16 protein-coding genes are annotated in these 20,903 nt (G+C 57.4%); 7 read left to right on the forward strand and 9 right to left on the reverse strand.

What is annotated here, in order from left to right:
* Positions 1 to 33 precede the first annotated feature (33 nt).
* The 4 genes from hofC to nadC form a co-directional block, all read right to left on the reverse strand.
* A complete protein-coding gene (hofC, locus tag AC6CWS_RS05040; protein ID WP_048336404.1) occupies positions 34 to 1,239 on the reverse strand; it encodes a protein transport protein HofC in 1,206 nt (401 codons plus the stop codon).
* Complete coding sequence (gene gspE / locus AC6CWS_RS05045) at positions 1,229 to 2,614, reverse strand: type II secretion system protein GspE (protein ID WP_023291990.1); 1,386 nt, start codon at positions 2,612 to 2,614, stop codon at positions 1,229 to 1,231. The genes hofC and gspE overlap by 11 nt, the downstream gene beginning before the upstream one ends.
* Positions 2,615 to 2,624: 10 nt before the next feature.
* Positions 2,625 to 3,056, reverse strand: coding sequence for a prepilin peptidase-dependent pilin (gene ppdD / locus AC6CWS_RS05050; RefSeq protein ID WP_004204358.1), 432 nt, complete (start codon positions 3,054 to 3,056; stop codon positions 2,625 to 2,627).
* Positions 3,057 to 3,237: 181 nt separating this feature from the next.
* The gene (nadC, locus tag AC6CWS_RS05055; RefSeq protein WP_023291991.1) at positions 3,238 to 4,131 is read right to left on the reverse strand and encodes a carboxylating nicotinate-nucleotide diphosphorylase; all 894 of its coding nucleotides are present in this window, start codon (positions 4,129 to 4,131) and stop codon (positions 3,238 to 3,240) included.
* Positions 4,132 to 4,264: 133 nt separating this feature from the next.
* On the opposite strand from nadC, the gene ampD reads away from it, so the two are divergent.
* Complete coding sequence (ampD, locus tag AC6CWS_RS05060; RefSeq protein WP_023291992.1) at positions 4,265 to 4,828, forward strand: 1,6-anhydro-N-acetylmuramyl-L-alanine amidase AmpD; 564 nt, start codon at positions 4,265 to 4,267, stop codon at positions 4,826 to 4,828.
* Positions 4,825 to 5,679: a beta-lactamase regulator AmpE gene (gene ampE / locus AC6CWS_RS05065; protein ID WP_065882754.1), complete on the forward strand. Its 855-nt coding sequence runs from the start codon at positions 4,825 to 4,827 to the stop codon at positions 5,677 to 5,679. The genes ampD and ampE overlap by 4 nt, the downstream gene beginning before the upstream one ends.
* Before the next feature lie 220 nt (positions 5,680 to 5,899).
* Here ampE and AC6CWS_RS05070 read toward each other — a convergent pair whose 3' ends face one another.
* From AC6CWS_RS05070 to aroP, 3 genes are all read right to left on the reverse strand, one after another.
* Positions 5,900 to 6,850 (reverse strand): glycoside hydrolase family 43 protein, encoded by a 951-nt coding sequence (locus AC6CWS_RS05070; RefSeq protein ID WP_048296696.1) that lies wholly within the window; start codon positions 6,848 to 6,850, stop codon positions 5,900 to 5,902.
* Positions 6,850 to 8,256, reverse strand: a complete 1,407-nt coding sequence (locus AC6CWS_RS05075; RefSeq protein ID WP_017901173.1) for a glycoside-pentoside-hexuronide (GPH):cation symporter — start codon at positions 8,254 to 8,256, stop codon at positions 6,850 to 6,852. Before AC6CWS_RS05075 ends, AC6CWS_RS05070 begins: the two co-directional genes overlap by 1 nt.
* A gap of 185 nt (positions 8,257 to 8,441) precedes the next feature.
* The gene (gene aroP / locus AC6CWS_RS05080; RefSeq protein ID WP_004204364.1) at positions 8,442 to 9,812 is read right to left on the reverse strand and encodes an aromatic amino acid transporter AroP; all 1,371 of its coding nucleotides are present in this window, start codon (positions 9,810 to 9,812) and stop codon (positions 8,442 to 8,444) included.
* A 644-nt stretch (positions 9,813 to 10,456) separates the two neighbouring features.
* Between aroP and pdhR the strand changes: the two genes are divergently transcribed.
* From pdhR to AC6CWS_RS05105, 5 genes are all read left to right on the forward strand, one after another.
* Entirely contained in the window at positions 10,457 to 11,236 is a 780-nt protein-coding gene (pdhR, locus tag AC6CWS_RS05085; RefSeq protein ID WP_002888699.1) for a pyruvate dehydrogenase complex transcriptional repressor PdhR, read from the forward strand.
* A gap of 137 nt (positions 11,237 to 11,373) precedes the next feature.
* The gene (aceE, locus tag AC6CWS_RS05090; RefSeq protein ID WP_023291996.1) at positions 11,374 to 14,037 is read left to right on the forward strand and encodes a pyruvate dehydrogenase (acetyl-transferring), homodimeric type; all 2,664 of its coding nucleotides are present in this window, start codon (positions 11,374 to 11,376) and stop codon (positions 14,035 to 14,037) included.
* A gap of 14 nt (positions 14,038 to 14,051) precedes the next feature.
* Positions 14,052 to 15,950 (forward strand): pyruvate dehydrogenase complex dihydrolipoyllysine-residue acetyltransferase, encoded by a 1,899-nt coding sequence (gene aceF / locus AC6CWS_RS05095; RefSeq protein ID WP_023291997.1) that lies wholly within the window; start codon positions 14,052 to 14,054, stop codon positions 15,948 to 15,950.
* A gap of 206 nt (positions 15,951 to 16,156) precedes the next feature.
* Positions 16,157 to 17,581 carry a dihydrolipoyl dehydrogenase gene (gene lpdA, locus AC6CWS_RS05100; RefSeq protein ID WP_002888731.1) on the forward strand — a complete coding sequence of 475 codons (1,425 nt, stop codon included), beginning with the start codon at positions 16,157 to 16,159 and terminating at the stop codon, positions 17,579 to 17,581.
* A 164-nt stretch (positions 17,582 to 17,745) separates the two neighbouring features.
* Positions 17,746 to 18,030 carry a hypothetical protein gene (locus AC6CWS_RS05105; RefSeq protein WP_044521032.1) on the forward strand — a complete coding sequence of 95 codons (285 nt, stop codon included), beginning with the start codon at positions 17,746 to 17,748 and terminating at the stop codon, positions 18,028 to 18,030.
* 44 nt (positions 18,031 to 18,074) lie between these two features.
* Here the strand turns inward: AC6CWS_RS05105 and AC6CWS_RS05110 are convergent, their stop codons facing one another.
* Together AC6CWS_RS05110 and AC6CWS_RS05115 are read right to left on the reverse strand one after the other, a co-directional pair.
* Entirely contained in the window at positions 18,075 to 18,881 is an 807-nt protein-coding gene (locus tag AC6CWS_RS05110) for a DUF2950 family protein (protein WP_065882753.1), read from the reverse strand.
* Between the two features lie 11 nt (positions 18,882 to 18,892).
* A complete protein-coding gene (locus AC6CWS_RS05115) occupies positions 18,893 to 20,527 on the reverse strand; it encodes a DUF3300 domain-containing protein (RefSeq protein WP_080901685.1) in 1,635 nt (544 codons plus the stop codon).
* Positions 20,528 to 20,903 lie beyond the last annotated feature (376 nt).

The raw sequence follows: 20,903 nt of genomic DNA on the forward strand, positions 1-20,903 counted from the left end.
GCTGCGCTGGCGCCTGCACGGTGCCAGCGTTTCTCATCCTCCCGCCCCGCCAATGGCATCGCCCAGGTGAAAAACGGGCAAATACATCGCCACCACCAGGATCCCAACCAGCGAGCCGGTTATTACCAGCATCAGGGGTTCCAGATGCGCAGCCAGACTGTCGGCTCGCTGATGGGTCTGCTCACGATGATGATGCGCCAGGTTTTCCAGCATCTGATCCAGCGCCCCCGCGCTTTCCCCCGTACGGATGAGCTGCAGACACAGCGGTGTAAAACCGCCGCAGCGGCTTAACGCCTGCCAGATCGGATCCCCCTGAACGATCAGCGCGCGGGCCTGCGCCAGGCGCTGGCGCCACAGCGGGCACGACAGGGTCTCTTCAACGCTTTGCAGCCCCTGCAGAAAGCTGATACCGGCGCTTTGGGTTAACGCCAGAACGGTGAATATCAGGCTCAGCTGTTGGCCGCCGATCAGGGGGCCGACGAGAGGGAGCGCGTTAAGCAGCTGCTGGCGACGCAGCAGCCAGTCGGCGCGCTGCCGGACCAGCTGGTTGAGCAGCAGCGGGCTCAGCAGAAAGGCCAACAGCAACGGCCAGCCGCGGCTCAGCATGTCGCCTGCCGCAATAACCATTCGCGTCAACAACGGCAGCGGCGTATTGAACGTCTGGTAGATGGCGGTGAATTCGGGAAGGACAAAATAGAGCATTCCAAGCACCACCAGCAGCGCCAGAGTGAGCACGATTAGCGGGTAGCGCAGCGCCTTTTTGACCTTGCCGGCAAGCCGCTGCTGCTCCTGCTGCTGGTTGGCCAGCTGCTGGCAGCAAATATCGAGCTTGCCCGTCAGTTCGCCGGTGCTAATCATCGCCAGATACAGTGGCGGAAAAGCCTGCGGCCACTGCGCCAGTGCGGCAGAGAAGGCTACGCCCTGGGCCAGTTCGCGGCCCAGCGCCTCAAGCAGCGCCTGCCACTGCGCATGCGGTTGCTGCTGCGCCAACAGCGATAACCCTTCCGCCAGCGGTAGCCCGGCCTGCAGCAGGGTTGCCAACTGGCGGATGGTTTCGCTGCTGTAGCGCGGGTGCCACAGGCTTTGCTTCACCGAACAGCGGCGTATAGCCAGCGGCATGATGCGCTGCTGCTGGAGGTGATGCAGCACCTCCGGACGACAGGCTTGCCATAGCATCCCCTGACAAGGAGCGCCTTGTGCATCGACGCCTCGCCAGCGCCAGAGACGCTTAGTCGCCATGGGGGATCCCCAGCACCCGCACCACCTCTTCGAGGCTCGTCAACCCCTGTTCGATAGCCTGACATCCGCTTTCAAAAAGCGTCATCATGCCCGCGGCTCGCGCCAGAGATTCGATCTCAAGGGCGTTGAGTCCCTGGACTATCCCCTGACGTAGCCCCGGGGTGACAGGCAAGACCTCAAACAGCGCCAGACGGCCATGATACCCGTGATAACAGTTTTCGCAGCCTGCTGCCTGCCAGCGCGGCAGCGGGCGGGGCCACAGACTGTGCGGCAGGTCGGCGGCGCTGCCGGCATTGCGCCGGCAGTGGGGGCACAGCTTGCGGACCAGACGCTGGGCGATAACCAGCGAGAGCGCAGAAGAGATCATCCAGCGGGCGATGCCCATTTGCTGCAGGCGAGTGAGGGTTTCGCTGGTGGAATTGGTGTGCAGGGTAGAGAGCACCAGATGGCCCGTTTGAGCGGCTTTCAGCGCGATTTCAGCGGTTTCGGCATCGCGGATTTCACCCACCATCACAATATCCGGGTCCTGGCGTAACAGGGCGCGCAGCACGCTGTGAAAGGTCAGCCCGGCGCGCGGATTGATTTGCGTCTGGTTCATCCCGGCGATAGGGATCTCCAGAGGATCCTCGACGCTACAGATGTTCACTTGCTCCCGGTTTCGGGCCTGCAGGGCGCTATAGAGGGTCACCGTTTTCCCGCTTCCGGTTGGGCCAGTGACCAGCAGCAGCCCCTGCGGCTGATTCAGGGCCTGGCGAAAGGCCGCCAGCTGAGAGGATGAGAGGCCGAGAGCCTCCAGATCCAGCGCCTGGTCAACCTGATGCAGAAGGCGCAGGACAATTTTCTCGCCATAGCGGCAGGGCAGGGTGGCGATGCGAAAGGAGAGCGGCCGTCCGGCGAGGTTCAGCGCGAACTGGCCATCCTGCGGCAAACGATGCTCGGCGATATCGAGATTGGCCATCACCTTGAGTCGTGCGATAACCGGCGCGGCCAGCTCGGGCGCCAGCAGCGGCAGAGCGTGTAGCACGCCATCGACACGCAGGCGGATCCTTAAGTGCGCTTCCGTGGGCTCGATATGAATATCGGACGCCCGCTGACGCAGGGCCTGCTCGAGGATCTGGTTGACCCGCTCGGCGATGTTTTCCGGCCCTGCATTTTGCGCCAGCAGCGCCTGCTTTTCCTGGACTTGCAGGCGCTTATCCATCTGCTCCTGGCTCCAGCATTCAATATCGATCCGTTTTTGCGTCGCGAAACGCAGTGCCTCCATTAGCTCCGTCGGTGGGGTATCGACCACCGCAATGGATATCGTCTGCTCATCGCTGTGCAGCAGCAGGGCGTGATGGCGACGACAGAGAGGGATCAGCTGTTCTGTTTTCATGTTGTCGCCCTCACTTCACCCGGAAGACGTCTTCGCAGGCCTGCTGAAGTGCGCTGTTGTCGGTGATAGTGCAGACCCGCTGCCAGCCGGTGACGCCTTCGGCGTTATCCCAGGTCGGGGTCAGGGTGACGCCCAGTCCGTTGAGACTTTCCTGGCCGGTGAGGGTAACGACGCCTTTGGCCACGCTCATGGCGGAGAGGTAGCGCGTGGTTGTTGGCGAGGGGATGCCATTGCTGCCGCCGTCGCATGTCGTCAGGCCGCCATGATCGAGCGCGCAAAGTTCGATTGCCGTCCGGTAGGGGACAAAGGTCTGCAGCAGGTCGGTGAGGGCGGCTTTACGCAGGTAGTTCTGGTAGGCCGGGATGCCGATGGCGCTGAGAATGGCGATGATGCCGATGACCACCATCAGTTCAATCAGGGTAAAACCTCGTTGTTTATCCATAAGTCGCTCCTTGTTGTGACAGGAGCACTGTGACGGGATTCTGGGGGGCAGGCGAGGAGATGAAAACGATCCGGGAAACCGGGTTCCAGGGTTTTTACCGGGATTGCATGGCGAGCAAGAGCGACTGCGAGTCGGGTCGCAAATTCAGGCCTTCACGCCCGGAAGCGTGAAGGCCAAATCCTCAGCGGAAACGCATCGACAGGTCGAGCGCCTGCACATGTTTGGTCAGGGCCCCGACGGAAATATAGTCGACCCCGGTCTCGGCAAATTCGCGGATAGTGTCAAAGGTGACGTTGCCGGAGACCTCCAGCGCCGCCTGGCCAGCGGTGATTTTCACCGCCTCGCGCATCAGGTCGGTGGTGAAGTTATCGAGCATAATGATATCGGCCCCGGCTTTTAACGCCTGCTCCAGCTCATCCAGCGTTTCCACTTCCACTTCCACCGGCACATCAGGATGCAGCCAGAACGCCTTCTCCACCGCCTGACGGATCGAGCCGGAGGCGATGATGTGGTTTTCTTTAATCAGGAAAGCGTCGAACAGCCCCAGACGATGGTTGGCGCCGCCGCCGCAGAGAACCGCGTATTTCAGCGCGGTACGCAGCCCTGGCAGCGTTTTACGCGTATCCAGGAGTTGGGTTTTGGTGCCGGCCAGCAGGTCGACATAGCGGCGGACGACGCTGGCGACGCCGGAGAGGGTTTGCACAAAGTTCAGCGCCGTACGTTCGCCAGTGAGCAGAATGCGCGATGGGCCTTCCAGCTCGAACAGGGGTTGATCGGCTTTGACCGCGTCGCCATCGGCGACGTGCCAGGTGATAGTCACGTCGTCACCGGCGAGCTGAATGAAGACCTCTTCCACCCAGCGTTTACCACAGAAGACCCCATCTTCGCGGGTAATGACCACCGCATGGGAGCGAGCATCCTGCGGCAATAATTGTGCGCTAATATCGTTGCTGGCGTCGACTTCGCCGCCCAAATCTTCCCGCAGGGAGTGTGCGACAGCATCGGTAATATCGAGATTAATTCGTTCCAGCAGCACGTCACGGCGGCGGTCGGGGTTGTAACGACGAGGCGACATGATAAAGCTCCAGATAGATAAGATTCAGAAGTGGGAAACATGCTAACCTGAACGACGTTTCAGTACCATACACACTTCATCCTTTGGGCCGGCGTGTGGCCCGGAAGCATGAGTTCGCGAAAGGAGATCCCGCATGCAGTTGAACGAGGGATGGCTGGTCGGCGCGCGTCGGGTTCCCTCGCCGCACCATGACTGCCGTCCGGATGAAGAAGCCCCTTCCTTACTGGTGGTGCATAACATTAGCCTGCCACCAGGTGAATTTGGTGGTCCATGGATTGACGCGCTGTTCACCGGCACCCTGGATCCGCACGCGCATCCTTTCTTTGCCGAGATCGCTCATCTGCGCGTTTCGGCGCATTGTCTGATTCGGCGTGATGGTGAAATCGTGCAGTATGTGCCTTTCGATAAGCGTGCGTGGCATGCGGGGGTCTCCTGCTATCAGGGGCGCGAACGCTGCAATGACTTTTCCATCGGCATAGAGCTGGAAGGCACGGATACCCTGGCGTATACCGATGCGCAGTACCAGCAGCTGGCGGCGGTGACGGATCTGCTTATCACGATTTATCCTGCCATCGCCACAAACATCACGGGCCATAGCGATATCGCGCCCGTGCGCAAGACAGACCCGGGACCGGCCTTTGACTGGAAAAAATTTCGTGCGCTGCTCAGCGCGCCGTCAGAAAAGGAGACCTCATGACGCTGTTTACTACGCTGCTGGTGCTTATCGCTGAACGCCTGTTTAAACTGGGCGAACACTGGCAGCTTGATCATCGGCTGGAGGTGGTGTTCCGCCGGATAAAACATTTCTCGTTGCCGGGAACGCTGCTGATGACCCTGGTCGCCGTCGCGGTGGTCTACCTCGTTCAGCGCTTGCTGCAGGGGCAGCTGTTCAACGTACCGCTGCTGGTGTTCTGGATCTTGCTGGGTCTGCTGTGCATCGGCGCCGGCAAGGTTCGGCTGCACTATCATGCCTATCTGAAAGCGGCGTCGCGCAATGACAGCCGCGCCTGCGATGCGATGGCCAGCGAGCTGACGTTGATCCATGGCGTCCCGCCGGGCTGTGATGAGCGCGAGTACCTTAGCGAACTGCAAAATGCGCTGTTATGGATTAACTATCGTTACTACCTGGCGCCACTCTTTTGGTTTGTGGTGGGTGGGGCGTGGGGGCCGCTGACGCTTATCGCTTATAGCGTTCTGCGTGCCTGGCAGACGTGGCTGGCGCGCTACCAGACGCCGCATCACCGTTTGCAGTCTGGAATCGATGGTATCCTGCATATTGTCGACTGGCTGCCGGTGCGTCTGGTGGGGGTTGTCTATGCCCTGGTGGGGCATGGAGAGAAAGCGCTTCCGGCGTGGTTTGCATCGTTAGGCGACCGCCATTCGTCGCAGTATCAGGTATTGACCCGCCTGGCGCAGTATTCCCTGGCCCGTGAACCGCACGTGGATAAAGTGGCGACCCCAAAGGCCGCGGTGTCGATGGCCAAGAAAACCTCGCTGGTGGTGGTGGTGATCATGGCGCTGCTGACGATTTACGGCACCCTGGTGTAACGGCCTGCGCCCGTACTTTATCTGTCAGGATACCCCACCTGCGGGGCTTTGATTGCCGGATGGCGCTGCGCTTATCCGGCCTGGGGCTCACACCACGCAGGCCGGCAAGCAATAGCGCCGCCGGGCGCTATATCTGACGCCGTGCATGTCATGTTGCCGGGGGGCGGCTTCGCCTGACCCGGCCAGGAAAATCCGCGCCCGCGGGCAGCATACCGAACCGCTACAGCGTATCCGCCGGCGGGATGCCGAAGTCGGGCATGCCGTCCTCTCTCCAGGCGACGAGTTTTAGCCGCGTATGACGATTGGGATCATACAGCGGGTCGCCTTCAATCTCGGTGTAATTCCGCGCGTGATATACCAGCACATCTTCCCCCGCCGGCGTTTGGGTAAAACTGTTATGGCCCGGGCCATACTGGCGGTTTTCATAGCTGGTCCGGAACACTGGCTGCGGGGCTTTATGCCAGTTTTCCGGCTGCAGCGGATCGGCCTCCCGGTCGATCCAGAGCAATCCCATGCAGTAGTTTTCATCGGTGGCGCTGGCGGAATAGCTGATGAAAAGCTTATCGCCATGCACCAGCACCGCGGGTCCTTCATTGACCTTAAATCCCCGGCACTCCCAGTCGAACTCCGGCTTGCTCAGCATGACCGGCTCGCCTTTTAGCGTCCACGGGTTGGCCATTTCAGCGAGATACAGGTTTGAGTTGCCCTCGATATGCGGAGATTTTTGCGCCCACAGGTACCAGCGTTTGCCCTGATGGATAAAGGTGGTGGCATCGAGGGCGAAGGTATCGAAAGGCGTCACCACCTGGCCTTTTTCCTGCCAGCGGCCGGTCAGCGGATCGCTGTCGGCGCACTCGATAACGAACATGCGATGCTGGAACATGCCCAGCGCATCCAGATCGTGGGTATGGGTGGCGGCAAAATAGATATACCACTTACCGTCTATCTCATGTAGCTCCGGCGCCCAAATCAGCTGGCTCATCGGCCCGCTTTGCGGTGCGCGCCACACCACTACCGGCTCAGCATCGCGCAACCCCTCAAGGGTTGCCGCGCGCCGGATCTCCAGCCGGTCGTATTCCGGCACTGAGGCAATAAAGTAGTAATGATTCAGGTGGCGCAGAATAAAGGGATCTGCGCGCTGCTCAATAAAGGGGTTTGGCCAGTTGTTCATCAGGCTTTCCTTACGTGTTCACTGGTTTTCAGTTCCTGGTATTCATTCAGCTCGCTGTAGTTGCTGCGGCGCTTCTCTAAATCGCTCTGAATCTGGCGCATCAGGGTGCGGTCAACTTTAAGCAGGCGCACCACGCCGGCGGTGATCAGGTAGCCGACGCCGGGGATGACCGAGAACAGCAGCACGATGCCGTTGAGGGCCGAGGCGCTTTGCGCTTTGGCGCCGGCGTCGTAGCCGTACCATGACAGCAGGAATCCGACCATCGCCCCGGCGACCGCCAGGCCGACTTTAAGGAAAAACAGATTGCCGGAGAAGCTAATACCGGTGATGCGCTTGCCGGTTTTCCACTCGCCGTAGTCGTCAACATCGGACATCAGCGACCAGTGCAGCGGGGAGGGGATCTGATGCAGGATATTGAGCAGGAAGTAGAGCACCATAATCAGCGTGGTGGCGTGCGGATTAAAGAAATAGAAGGCGCAGGAGAAGATCGCCAGCACGATGTTGGTCCAGAAGAAGACCTGCAGTTTGCACCAGCGGTCGGTGAGGACTTTTGCCAACATACTGCCAATCATCATCCCGACCACGCCGAGGCTGATAAACAGCGTGGCAAAATGGGTGCTTTGCCCCATCACCCAGGTAACGTAGTACATGGTGGCGGCCATGCGGATAAAGCCCGGACAGACGTTGCATAGCGTGAGCAGCAGGATGCGTACCCACTGGTCATTTTTCCACACGTCTTTGAGATCTTTTTTCAGTTCATCATTGGTCTGCACCGCCGGGTGGATGCGTTCGCGCACGGTGGCGAAGCAGAACAGGAACATACACATGCCGATAAAGGCCAGCACGGTCATCGCCATCTGATAGCCTTTCGCTTTATCGGCGCCGCCGAACCAGTCGGCCATGGGCAGCAGCGTCAATGACAGCAGCAGCGTGGCGATACCCACCATCACGAAACGATAGGACTGGCAGGCAACACGTTCTTTCGGGTCGGCGGTCATCACCGTTCCCAGCGAGCAGTAGGGTATATTAATCGCGGTATAGGTAATCGACAGCAGAAAGTAGGTAACAAACGCATAGATGACTTTGCTGTTATAGGTCCACTCAGGAGTGGTGAACATCAGCACGCTGAACAGGGCGTAGGGGAAGGCAATCCACAGCAGCCATGGACGAAAGCGACCATATTTACTGCGGGTGCGGTCGGCGAGGGCGCCCATGATCGGGTCGGTCACCGCATCGATGACGCGCACCGACAGCAGCAGTACGCCCACCAGCGCTGGCGCCAGGCCGAAGATATCGGTATAAAAATAGTTAACAAACAGCATGATGGCACCAAAGATGATATTGCATCCGGCATCCCCCATCCCATAACCAATCTTTTCTTTTATTGAAAGTCTATTGTCTGCCATGTGCGGTCTCTCCGTTGCAGTATGGAGAGAATTATTGGCTGCTATCGAGAGAATTACGTTGCAGGAACGCGTTGACGATATGGATAAATAAGCTATGGAAGGGAAAGTGTGAAGCAGATAACAATGCTCTGCGCCCGTTATTAAGGGAGGGGGCGCAGAGCAAAGAGAATTATTGATGAGATGTATTATTGTGCTTTTATGGTGGCGGCGGCTTTCTGTTTAAACAGATAACCCACGCCCAGCACTGCGATCCATACCGGGATCAGCCAAACGGAAATCGCCATCCCCGGGGTCATCAGCATAATGATCAGCACCGCGGCCATAAACAGCAGGCACACCCAGTTACCCAGCGGGTAGAAGAGGGCGGGGAAGCGGGTGGTGACGCCCTGCTGCTGTTTGGCGCGACGGAATTTGATATGCGCGAGGCTGATCATCGCCCAGTTGATCACCAGGGCGGAGACCACCAGCGCCATCAGCAGGCCAAATGCGGATTCCGGCGCCAGGTAGTTGATCAGCACGCACAGGGCGGTGACCACGGCGGAGACGAGAATGGTATTGACCGGCACGCCGCGTTTGTCGACGCTGAGCAGCGCTTTCGGCGCGTTCCCCTGCTGGGCAAGGCCGAACAGCATACGGCTGTTGCAGTAGACGCAGCTGTTATACACCGACAGGGCGGCCGTCAGCACCACCACGTTGAGGGCGTTTGCCACCAGCGTATCGCCAAGCTCATGGAAAATCAGGACGAACGGACTGGTGTCCGCGGTCACGCGCGTCCACGGCAGCAGCGAGAGCAGGACCGCCAGCGAGCCAACATAGAAGATCAGGATACGGTAGATAACCTGGTTGGTGGCTTTCGGAATGCTTTGCTCCGGGTTATCCGCTTCCGCCGCGGTGATACCCACCAGCTCGAGACCGCCGAAGGAGAACATAATGATCGCCATCATCATCACCAGCCCGGTAAAGCCGTGTGGCAGGAACCCGCCTTGATCCCACAGGTTACGTACCGTCGCCTGCGGGCCGCCGTTGCCGCTGAACAGCAGCCAGCCGCCGAACAAAATCATCGCCACGACGGCGACCACTTTGATAATGGCAAACCAGAACTCCATTTCACCGAACACTTTCACGTTGGTCAGGTTAATGGCGTTGATGGCGATGAAGAAAACCGCCGCTGAGGCCCAGGTCGGGATTTCCGGCCACCAGAACTGGATATATTTGCCGACGGCGGTCAGTTCCGCCATGGCCACCAGGACATACAGCACCCAGTAGTTCCAGCCGGAGGCGAAGCCGGCAAAGCCGCCCCAGTATTTATAAGCAAAGTGGCTAAACGAACCGGCTACCGGCTCTTCCACCACCATTTCGCCCAGCTGACGCATGATCAGAAAGGCGATAAAACCGGCAATCGCGTAACCAAGAATGATACCCGGGCCGGCGGACTGAATGACGGACGCGCTCCCCAGAAACAGGCCGGTGCCGATAGCCCCGCCCAGCGCGATGAGCTGGATATGGCGGTTTTTGAGGCCGCGCTTCAGCCGATCGCCGTGCTGTTGACCTTCCATATGAAACCTCGTGTGTGGTTATTTTTTGTGTACGTCATCCGTCAGGTTGCTGCTTCACTGCTGTCCCTGCCAGAAAGCATAGCCAGCGAAAATTTGGGCGAAGTGGCCCACTTTTTACCTGAGTGATGGCGCGCACATATTGTTGTGTTTGTGTATTTTTCGACTTCCGTTTCTGTATTGTTTTGTTTACGGAAGGCGGTGCAGTAATTCAGAAAAAGGCCTTTCGTCTCAGGGAGAATAGTGGTAAGCGCGCTTGAATGCACCTGCTTTATGAAGGGATGATGACCATGTGTTTAAAAAGACATCAATAGACACATTCAGTATTATTCCGACGCATTGTTCTCATTTGGTTATTTATTCGTATTTACTGACTTTATATTCACTTATCTGGTCGTTGAATCGGTTCAGATAGCGTAATTTTTCGTTTCCATTAAGTTAATGCTACCTCTTTATGAGTAAACGTAACATTTGTGCAAGGTTACATTTCTGAAATGTTATTTCTGTAAGGTTGTTAAAATGTCCGTGGTTTACTGATTTCAATCAAAACCTGTATGGACAGAAGGTGAATACTTTGTTACTTTAGCGCTACGAACTTTAAATTGGTAAGACCAATTGACTCCGGGCTAATGGCAGAGACAGGGAATATGGCCTACAGCAAAATCCGCCAACCAAAATTATCCGATGTGATAGAGCAGCAGCTGGAGTTTCTGATCCTTGAGGGGACCTTGCGCCCCGGTGAAAAACTCCCGCCTGAACGCGAACTGGCTAAACAGTTCGACGTTTCCCGCCCCTCGCTGCGTGAGGCGATTCAACGCCTCGAAGCCAAGGGCCTGTTGCTTCGTCGTCAGGGAGGTGGAACGTTTGTACAGAGCCGCCTGTGGCAGAGCTTCAGCGATCCGCTGGTCGAGCTGCTGTCCGATCACCCTGAATCCCAATTCGATCTGCTTGAGACCCGTCACGCGCTGGAAGGCATTGCGGCTTATTACGCGGCGCTGCGCAGCAATGATGAAGATCGCGACCGTATCCGCGAGCTGCATCAGGCTATTGAGCGGGCTCAGCAGTCGGGCGATCTGGACGCCGAGTCCGGCGCCGTCGTCCAGTACCAAATCGCCGTCACCGAGGCGGCACACAATGTGGTTTTGCTCCATCTGCTAAGGTGTATGGAGCCGATGCTGGCGCAAAACGTGCGTCAGAACTTTGAATTGCTGTATGCCCGCCGGGAAATGCTCCCGTTGGTCAGCAACCATCGCACTCGCATTTTCGAGGCGATAATGGCCGGGGAGCCGGAGCAGGCGCGTGAGGCGTCGCACCGTCACCTGGCGTTCATTGAGGAAATTTTGCTGGACCGTAGCCGTGAGCAGAGTCGTAGAGAACGCTCGCTGCGTCGTTTACAGCAACGAAAGGACGAGAACTCCGGTTCTTAAGCGCCATTTTTAGAGCGCGGCAACTAAACGCAGAACCTGTCTTATTGAATTTTTGGTTGTTCAAAGGTGAAGAACGAAGAGTTCAATGGGACAGGTTCCAGATTAATCAACGATTAGATAGATAAGGAATACCCCCCATGTCAGAACGTTTACCAAATGACGTGGATCCGATCGAAACTCGCGACTGGCTACAGGCGATCGAATCGGTCATCCGTGAAGAAGGTGTTGAGCGCGCTCAGTATCTTATTGACCAACTCCTTTCTGAAGCCCGCAAAGGCGGGGTGAAAGTGGCTGCTGGCGCATCGACCGGCGGTTACGTAAACACTATTGCCGTTGAAGATGAACCGGAATATCCGGGTAATCTGGATCTGGAACGTCGTATCCGTTCTGCGATCCGCTGGAACGCCATCATGACCGTTCTGCGCGCATCGAAAAAAGATCTCGAACTGGGCGGCCACATGGCTTCTTTCCAGTCTTCCGCCACCTTCTACGAAGTGTGCTTCAACCACTTCTTCCGCGCACGCAATGAGCAGGATGGCGGCGACCTGGTGTACTTCCAGGGTCACATCTCTCCGGGCGTTTATGCGCGTGCTTTCCTGGAAGGTCGTCTGACTGAAGAGCAGATGAACAACTTCCGTCAGGAAGTTCACGGTAAAGGTCTGTCCTCTTATCCGCACCCGAAACTGATGCCGGAATTCTGGCAGTTCCCGACCGTTTCTATGGGCCTGGGCCCAATCGGGGCGATTTATCAGGCTAAATTCCTGAAATATCTGGAACACCGTGGTCTGAAAGACACCTCCAAACAAACCGTTTACGCGTTCCTGGGCGACGGTGAGATGGACGAGCCGGAATCTAAAGGCGCGATCACCATCGCGACCCGTGAGAAGCTGGACAACCTGGTCTTCGTTATCAACTGTAACCTGCAGCGTCTTGATGGCCCGGTCACCGGTAACGGCAAAATCATTAACGAACTGGAAGGCATCTTCGCGGGCGCTGGCTGGAACGTTATCAAGGTTATCTGGGGCGGTCGTTGGGATGAGCTGCTGCGTAAAGACACCAGCGGTAAGCTGATTCAGCTGATGGAAGAAACCGTTGACGGTGACTACCAGACCTTCAAATCCAAAGACGGCGCTTATGTGCGCGAGCACTTCTTCGGTAAATATCCGGAGACCGCCGCGCTGGTTGCCGACTGGACTGACGAGCAGATTTGGGCTCTGAACCGCGGCGGCCACGATCCGAAGAAAGTTTACGCTGCACTGAAGAAAGCGCAGGAAACCAAAGGCAAAGCGACCGTCATCCTCGCCCATACCATCAAAGGTTACGGCATGGGTGATACTGCTGAAGGTAAGAACATCGCTCACCAGGTTAAGAAAATGAACATGGACGGCGTTCGCTACGTCCGCGATCGTTTCAACGTGCCGGTTGCCGATGCCGATCTGGAAAAACTGCCGTACGTAACCTTCCCGGAAGGTTCCGAAGAGCACACCTATCTGCACGCTCAGCGTCAGAAACTGCACGGCTATCTGCCGAGCCGTCAGCCGAACTTCACTGAGAAGCTGGAGCTGCCGACGCTGGAAGATTTCCGCCCGCTGCTGGAAGAGCAGAATAAAGAGATCTCTACCACTATCGCGTTCGTTCGTGCCCTGAACGTGATGCTGAAGAACAAATCCATCAAAGACCGCCTCGTGCCGATTATCGCCGACGAAGCGCGTACTTTCGGTATGGAAGGTCTGTTCCGTCAGATCGGTATCTACAGCCCGAACGGTCAGCAGTACACCCCGCAGGACCGTGAGCAGGTTGCTTACTACAAAGAAGACGAAAAAGGCCAGATCCTGCAGGAAGGGATCAACGAGCTGGGCGCAGGCGCATCCTGGCTGGCTGCGGCGACCTCTTACAGCACCAACAACCTGCCGATGATCCCGTTCTACATCTACTACTCGATGTTCGGGTTCCAGCGTATCGGCGACCTGTGCTGGCAGGCAGGCGACCAGCAGGCTCGCGGCTTCCTGATCGGTGGTACTTCCGGTCGTACGACGCTGAACGGCGAAGGTCTGCAGCACGAAGATGGCCACAGCCATATTCAGTCTCTGACTATCCCGAACTGTATCTCTTACGATCCGTCCTACGCCTACGAAGTGGCGGTCATCATGCATGACGGCCTGGAGCGTATGTACGGTGAGAAACAAGAGAACGTTTACTACTACATCACGACCCTGAACGAAAACTACCACATGCCGGCGATGCCGGAAGGCGCCGAGGAAGGTATCCGTAAAGGTATCTACAAACTCGAAACCATCGAAGGTAGCAAAGGTAAAGTTCAGCTGCTGGGCTCCGGTTCTATCCTGCGTCACGTCCGTGAAGCAGCGCAGATCCTGGCGAAAGACTACGGCGTGGGCTCTGACGTGTACAGCGTCACCTCCTTCACCGAACTGGCGCGTGATGGCCAGGATTGCGAACGCTGGAACATGCTGCACCCGCTGGAAACCCCGCGCGTGCCGTACATCGCTCAGGTGATGAACGACGCTCCGGCTGTGGCATCCACTGACTATATGAAACTGTTCGCCGAGCAGGTTCGTACTTACGTACCGGCTGACGATTACCGCGTACTGGGTACCGATGGCTTCGGTCGTTCCGACAGCCGTGAAAACCTGCGTCACCACTTCGAAGTTGATGCTTCCTATGTGGTCGTTGCAGCGCTGGGCGAACTGGCTAAACGTGGTGAAATCGATAAGAAAGTGGTCGCTGACGCTATCGCGAAATTCGACATCGATGCAGAAAAAGTTAACCCGCGTCTGGCGTAAGAGGTAAAAGAATAATGGCTATCGAAATCAAAGTACCGGACATCGGGGCTGATGAAGTTGAAATCACCGAGATCCTGGTCAAAGTTGGCGACAAAGTAGAAGCTGAACAGTCGCTGATCACCGTAGAAGGCGATAAAGCCTCTATGGAAGTCCCGTCTCCGCAGGCTGGCGTCGTAAAAGAGATTAAAGTCTCCGTCGGCGACAAAACCGAGACTGGCAAACTGATTATGATTTTCGATTCCGCCGAGGGTGCAGCAGCCGCTGCACCTGCGCAGGAAGAGAAGAAAGAAGCCGCTCCGGCCGCTGCTGCGCCAGCCGCCGCCGCGGCAGCGAAAGAAGTGCACGTCCCGGATATCGGCGGCGATGAAGTTGAAGTCACCGAGATCATGGTTAAAGTGGGCGACACCATCGCCGCTGAGCAATCCCTGATCACCGTAGAAGGCGATAAGGCCTCTATGGAAGTGCCAGCGCCGTTCGCGGGTACCGTGAAAGAGATCAAAATCAACACCGGCGATAAAGTGTCCACCGGCTCCCTGATCATGATCTTCGAAGTCGCGGGCGCTGCGCCTGCGGCCGCTCCGGCACAGGCTGCCGCTCCGGCTGCCGCGGCACCGGCTGCTGCTGCCGGCGCGAAAGACGTTAACGTCCCGGATATCGGCGGCGACGAAGTTGAAGTCACCGAAGTGATGGTGAAAGTCGGCGATAAAGTGGCTGCAGAGCAGTCCCTGATCACCGTCGAAGGCGACAAAGCGTCTATGGAAGTGCCGGCGCCGTTCGCGGGCACCGTCAAAGAGATCAAAATCAGCACCGGCGATAAAGTCAAAACCGGCTCCCTGATCATGGTCTTCGAAGTGGAAGGCGCTGCGCCTGCCGCCGCTCCGGCTCAGGCTGCTGCACCGGCACCGGCTGCTGCGCCGGCTCAGGCCGCTAAGCCTGCCGCGGCGCCGGCTGCGAAAGCAGAAGGCAAAACCGAATTCGCTGAAAACGATGCTTACGTTCACGCGACTCCGCTGATTCGCCGCCTGGCGCGCGAGTTCGGCGTTAACCTGGCGAAAGTGAAAGGCACCGGCCGTAAAGGTCGTATCCTGCGCGAAGACGTTCAGGCCTACGTGAAAGAAGCCGTTAAACGCGCTGAATCCGCACCGGCGGCTGCCGCTGGCGGCGGTATCCCGGGCATGCTGCCATGGCCGAAGGTTGACTTCAGCAAGTTCGGCGAAATCGAAGAAGTGGAGCTGGGCCGTATCCAGAAAATCTCTGGTGCTAACCTGAGCCGTAACTGGGTCATGATCCCGCACGTTACCCACTTCGATAAAACCGATATCACCGATCTGGAAGCGTTCCGTAAGCAGCAGAACGCCGAAGCTGAGAAGCGTAAACTGGACGTGAAATTCACCCCGGTTGTCTTCATCATGAAAGCCGTGGCCGCTGCGCTCGAGCAGATGCCGCGCTTCAACAGCTCGCTCTCCGAAGATGGTCAGCGCCTGACGCTGAAGAAATACATCAACATCGGTGTGGCGGTTGATACCCCGAACGGTCTGGTGGTTCCGGTCTTTAAAGACGTGAACAAGAAGAGCATCACCGAGCTGTCTCGCGAACTGACCACCATCTCGAAGAAAGCGCGCGATGGCAAACTGACGGCGGGAGAAATGCAGGGCGGTTGCTTCACCATCTCCAGCATCGGCGGCCTGGGTACGACCCACTTCGCGCCGATTGTTAACGCGCCGGAAGTGGCCATCCTCGGCGTGTCTAAGTCCGCGATGGAGCCGGTATGGAATGGTAAAGAGTTCGTGCCGCGTCTGATGCTGCCGATCTCTCTGTCCTTCGACCACCGCGTGATCGACGGTGCTGATGGTGCCCGCTTCATTACCATCATCAACAACACCCTGAGCGACATTCGCCGCCTGGTGATGTAATCGAAAAAGCCGGCCTGACGGCCGGCTTTTTTCTGATAACCTCAGGCTGTTTGGGATTATCAGCAACAAAGGACAAAATCGTTTGCCGTTTGTTGTTTAAAAATTGTTAACAATTTTGTAAAATACACGCGGATAGAACGTCCCGGTGGACTTGGGCGTAAGAATAATAGCGTCAGACCCGCCGGATATAAATTACAGAGGTCATGATGAGTACTGAAATCAAAACTCAGGTCGTGGTACTTGGGGCAGGTCCTGCAGGCTACTCTGCAGCTTTCCGTTGCGCTGATTTAGGTCTGGAAACCGTCATCGTAGAACGTTACAGCACCCTCGGTGGGGTGTGCCTGAACGTGGGTTGTATCCCTTCTAAAGCGCTGCTGCACGTGGCAAAAGTTATCGAAGAAGCGAAAGCGCTGGCCGAACACGGCATCGTTTTCGGCGAACCGAAAACTGACATTGACAAGATCCGCACCTGGAAAGAAAAAGTCATCACTCAGCTGACCGGTGGTCTGGCTGGCATGGCCAAAGGGCGTAAAGTGAAGGTGGTTAACGGTCTGGGTAAATTCACCGGCGCTAACACCCTGGAAGTGGAAGGCGAAAACGGCAAAACCGTGATCAACTTCGACAACGCCATCATCGCGGCGGGTTCCCGTCCGATTCAACTGCCATTTATCCCGCATGAAGATCCGCGCGTATGGGACTCCACCGACGCCCTGGAGCTGAAATCCGTACCGAAACGCATGCTGGTCATGGGCGGCGGTATCATCGGTCTGGAAATGGGTACCGTATACCATGCGCTGGGTTCAGAGATTGACGTGGTTGAAATGTTCGACCAGGTTATCCCGGCGGCCGATAAAGACGTGGTGAAAGTCTTCACTAAACGCATCAGCAAGAAATTCAACCTGATGCTGGAAACCAAAGTGACTGCCGTTGAAGCGAAAGAAGACGGTATTTACGTTTCCATGGAAGGCAAAAAAGCGCCAGCGGAAGCACAGCGTTACGACGCCGTACTGGTGGCTATCGGCCGCGTACCGAACGGTAAAAACCTCGACGCAGGCAAAGCGGGCGTGGAAGTGGACGATCGTGGCTTCATCCGCGTTGACAAACAAATGCGCACCAACGTGCCGCACATCTTTGCTATCGGCGATATCGTCGGTCAGCCGATGCTGGCGCACAAAGGCGTCCACGAAGGTCACGTTGCCGCAGAAGTTATCTCCGGCCTGAAACACTACTTCGATCCGAAAGTGATCCCGTCCATCGCCTACACTGAGCCAGAAGTGGCATGGGTCGGCCTGACTGAGAAAGAAGCGAAAGAGAAAGGCATCAGCTACGAAACCGCCACCTTCCCGTGGGCGGCTTCCGGCCGTGCTATCGCTTCCGACTGCGCAGACGGTATGACCAAACTGATCTTCGACAAAGAGACCCACCGTGTTATCGGCGGCGCGATTGTCGGCACCAACGGCGGCGAGCTGCTGGGTGAGATCGGCCTGGCTATCGAAATGGGCTGTGACGCTGAAGACATCGCGCTGACTATCCACGCTCACCCGACTCTGCACGAGTCTGTTGGCCTGGCGGCAGAAGTCTTCGAAGGCAGCATCACCGACCTGCCGAACGCCAAAGCGAAGAAAAAGTAACTTTTTCTTTCAGGCAAAAAGCATAAGCGGCTCCCGGAGCCGCTTTTTTTATGCCTGATGTTTAGAACTATGTCGCTATTCATAAACCGCTACACCTCATACATACTTTGTAAATAGTCACTCAGTAAACTTATAGGTAGTTAACGATATCGATGAGGTGTGTGATGAAACGCTTTTTAACCAGTGCGCTGGTCGCAGCAACGTGCTTATCCGGTGTAGCCTGCGCGGCTGACGCCACGATTCCATGGGCGGATAACAGCGGCGGCACGGAAACGACCCATATCGCGGCGATGGGCCAGGATCTGAATGCCCAGCATCAGCAGGTGACGAAGACCAGTGAAGGGGTATGGGCGGCGAATTCCGGCAGCATCAGCGCTGACGAAGCGGCATTGTCCAGTACGAAACCAGCCTTTGCCGGCGATCCGTCTCTGATGCCCCACCAGGGCTAAGTGAATGAAAACGCCCGGTTGCGTATACGTAACCGGGCGTTTTTTTATGGCTTGACCACCTGCCAGCCGGCGTCAGCGTCGGGGGCAAAGCGCGTTATCGCCTGGGCCTTTGCCGCACTCTCTTCACCGAGATTGGCCTGATAAACCGTATCGTGCTGATCGATCATAAAGCTCATCACGCCGGTTTCCCCCCACGCCACCGGCCATGCCAGCAAGGCGACGCTCTGCTCATCTCTACCGGTGATAATGCGGAAGCGGTAGCCATGGTAGCCGCTGCCGGGTACCGTCGGGCTAAAGGCGGGCCCAAGCGGACTTGGCGCTTCGCCCGGCGAGGTGGGCCAGTACAGACCATCTTTTTTGCCTTCGCTACTGATGATTTTCTGCGCCCAGCGGTGGTTCAGTTGATAGTAATCCTGCTGGGCGTCAACGTAGGCGTGCATGGCGGCTATTGCCGACAGTTCATTACGGCCGATAGCGCGGGTGAGGATCTCCTCTTCGCCAGCGGCCATATCAAAGCGCCAGCCCTGGGATGATTTGACGATGGGGACGGGCAGGCGCCATGCTTCGCTACCAACGTCGAGCCAGGCGTTATCACCCTGCTGCACAATCACATGTTTCACCTGCCAGTCGCGCTGGAAGCGGTCGACGGCAGTGGGGTCGATCCCGTCGGGGGGTAAAAAATGCTGCCAGTTATCGCCAAGCACCTCGCTCAGCGCCGCGTCATTTTGCTGGCCGATCGCCTCGGCCAGCGCGCTCGCGGCCTGCTCGGGGGTGGCATATTGTTGCTGGGCGAAGGCGGCAAGCGGTGACAGTATTAACGTGAACAGGGCAATAGGTAATGGGTTTCTCATTCTGCTCATCCTCAGCGGCGGCGTAGTTCATGGTGTTCAGAAAGACGCTCTCTGGCGCCGTCGCGCTGCTCGCGGTTTACGCTGGAAAACTGACGACTCTGTCGTCCCCGTTCCTGCTGCGCTTGCCAGGAGGGGGCGCGGCTTTCGTTGCCGCTAAGGGCGCTGGCGCGCAGATGATTGACCGTCTGCTGACGCTGGGCGGGCGTGGCGGAATGGAGCTGCTGCCGGCGCTGTTGCTGCTGCGGTGTAGCATTCTGCTCGTGGTTCTTAATGGTTTCCCTACGCTGCTGTTGCTGCGGCGTCGGGTTTTTCAACTGCGCTTTCGCCGCGTCTCGACGCTGCTGGGTTGATGTCGGCGCGCTGTCGTAACCGCGGTAGTTGCTGCGCTGGGTGGCTTGTTTCAACTGCGCCGAGGCCGCCTGACGCTGGGCATCGCGCGAGGGAGTGTTTGCCGCCAGGTTGCCTGCCATGGCGGTCGACGCGCTGCGCTGCTGAAGCTGGGTCATTGCCGCCTGGCGCTGCGCCTCACGATCGACCGGCGCATGCTGGGTCGCGCTCAGTCCGCCGGATACGTTGGTCTGATGAAAGCGCTGGGCGACGGTATTATCGGGGTATGGCACGTGACCGCGATAGGCGGGATTGTGCTGCCAGTTTACGTGGTCGCCCGGCAGGTTTTGTCCGGTAATGCGGTTAAAATTATTCACATTGATATTGATGTTATCGCCATTATGCGAGTATTCCCCGCGGTGGTAGTCGTCATCGTGATGGTGGTAGTCATCATCATCATCCCAGTCGATGCTGCTGAACAGCGCCCAGGTGGTCGCCACGCCCAGGCTGTAACCGAAGCCTTTGACGAAGCTATCGGTAAACTGCTCCCCGGGAGGGGGCGGCAGATAGACCGGAGGATAGGCGCTGTTCGGCCAGGTACCATAGACGGTGGAGGGGTTGTAGTTGGGAACATAGACCACCTGCGGGTCGGTCGGTTCTATTTTTATGACCTGCGTCGGCGCAGGCGCCGCCGCGGTAGTGCTTGACGTTGATACGGTGCTGCTTTTCGAAGTGGTGGCCGGCACAGGCGCCGCTGCGGCGACAATCACTTTTTGCTGCGGCGTGGATTTCAGCGTCCCTGTCTCCTGGGCGATGGCACGCAGGCGCTGTACCGAGTCCATCACATCATGCGGCTGGGCCAAAAACGCATTACCCAGATTTTCCACCCAGGGCGGATTCTCGCCCATCATCGCCAGCAGGGCAGGGAAAGCGACAAGCGATTTGACGCTGGGATCCCATGGCTGGCTGGCAACAGCCTGAACGGCGGGATCCCCTTTCATGGTGGGGTTATCCTGGGACCACTGCACCGCCTGCATGACGTTGTCCGGGTAGGTGGAAGCCATCAGCACCTGCGACAGCAGACTGTCCGGGTAGAGCGCGATGGGGGCAACCCACTGGTCAATCTGCGCCTGGGTGTAGGTGGCGGCCACCGGCTGCGCGGCGGCGGGTGCGGCTGGCGTTGGCGCTGGCGCAGGCTGCGCCGTCGGCTGAGTGACCGTCTCTGGAGTACGGCTTTGCACATAGAGTGTTCCCGCCGCCGCGAGTAAGCCAGCGCTACAGAGCAGGGCGATAATATGGGGTTTGAACGGCAGTGACATAGAAGCTCCTGACCCAAAAAGTAACCCATCTCGCTAAAGTATCGGCGAAAACGGCGCGTTTGCTGAGTATAAGTAAGCGGTATGGCTTTTTATTGATGATTGTTGGGATCGGCCCATGGCGTTGTACGCGGAAAGGAATTTTTGTCGCGGGATTTGAACAGAAAGCCTGCAATATCCTGCCCTTAACGATTCAGCTAAATTTTAATGTTGCTTTTTTGTAAACAGATTAACACCTTTCAAAAATCCTGCTATGCTGCCGACGCGGTATCGGGCATTTACCCTACAAACTGCTGTCTCACAGGAGCGTGAAGAAAATCGCCCAGCCACTAAATCCTTCAAGATGCGTCAAGGCGGCAAACTGCCAATACCGAAGCAG

The sequence above is a fragment of the Klebsiella sp. M041 genome, assembly GCF_059759695.1.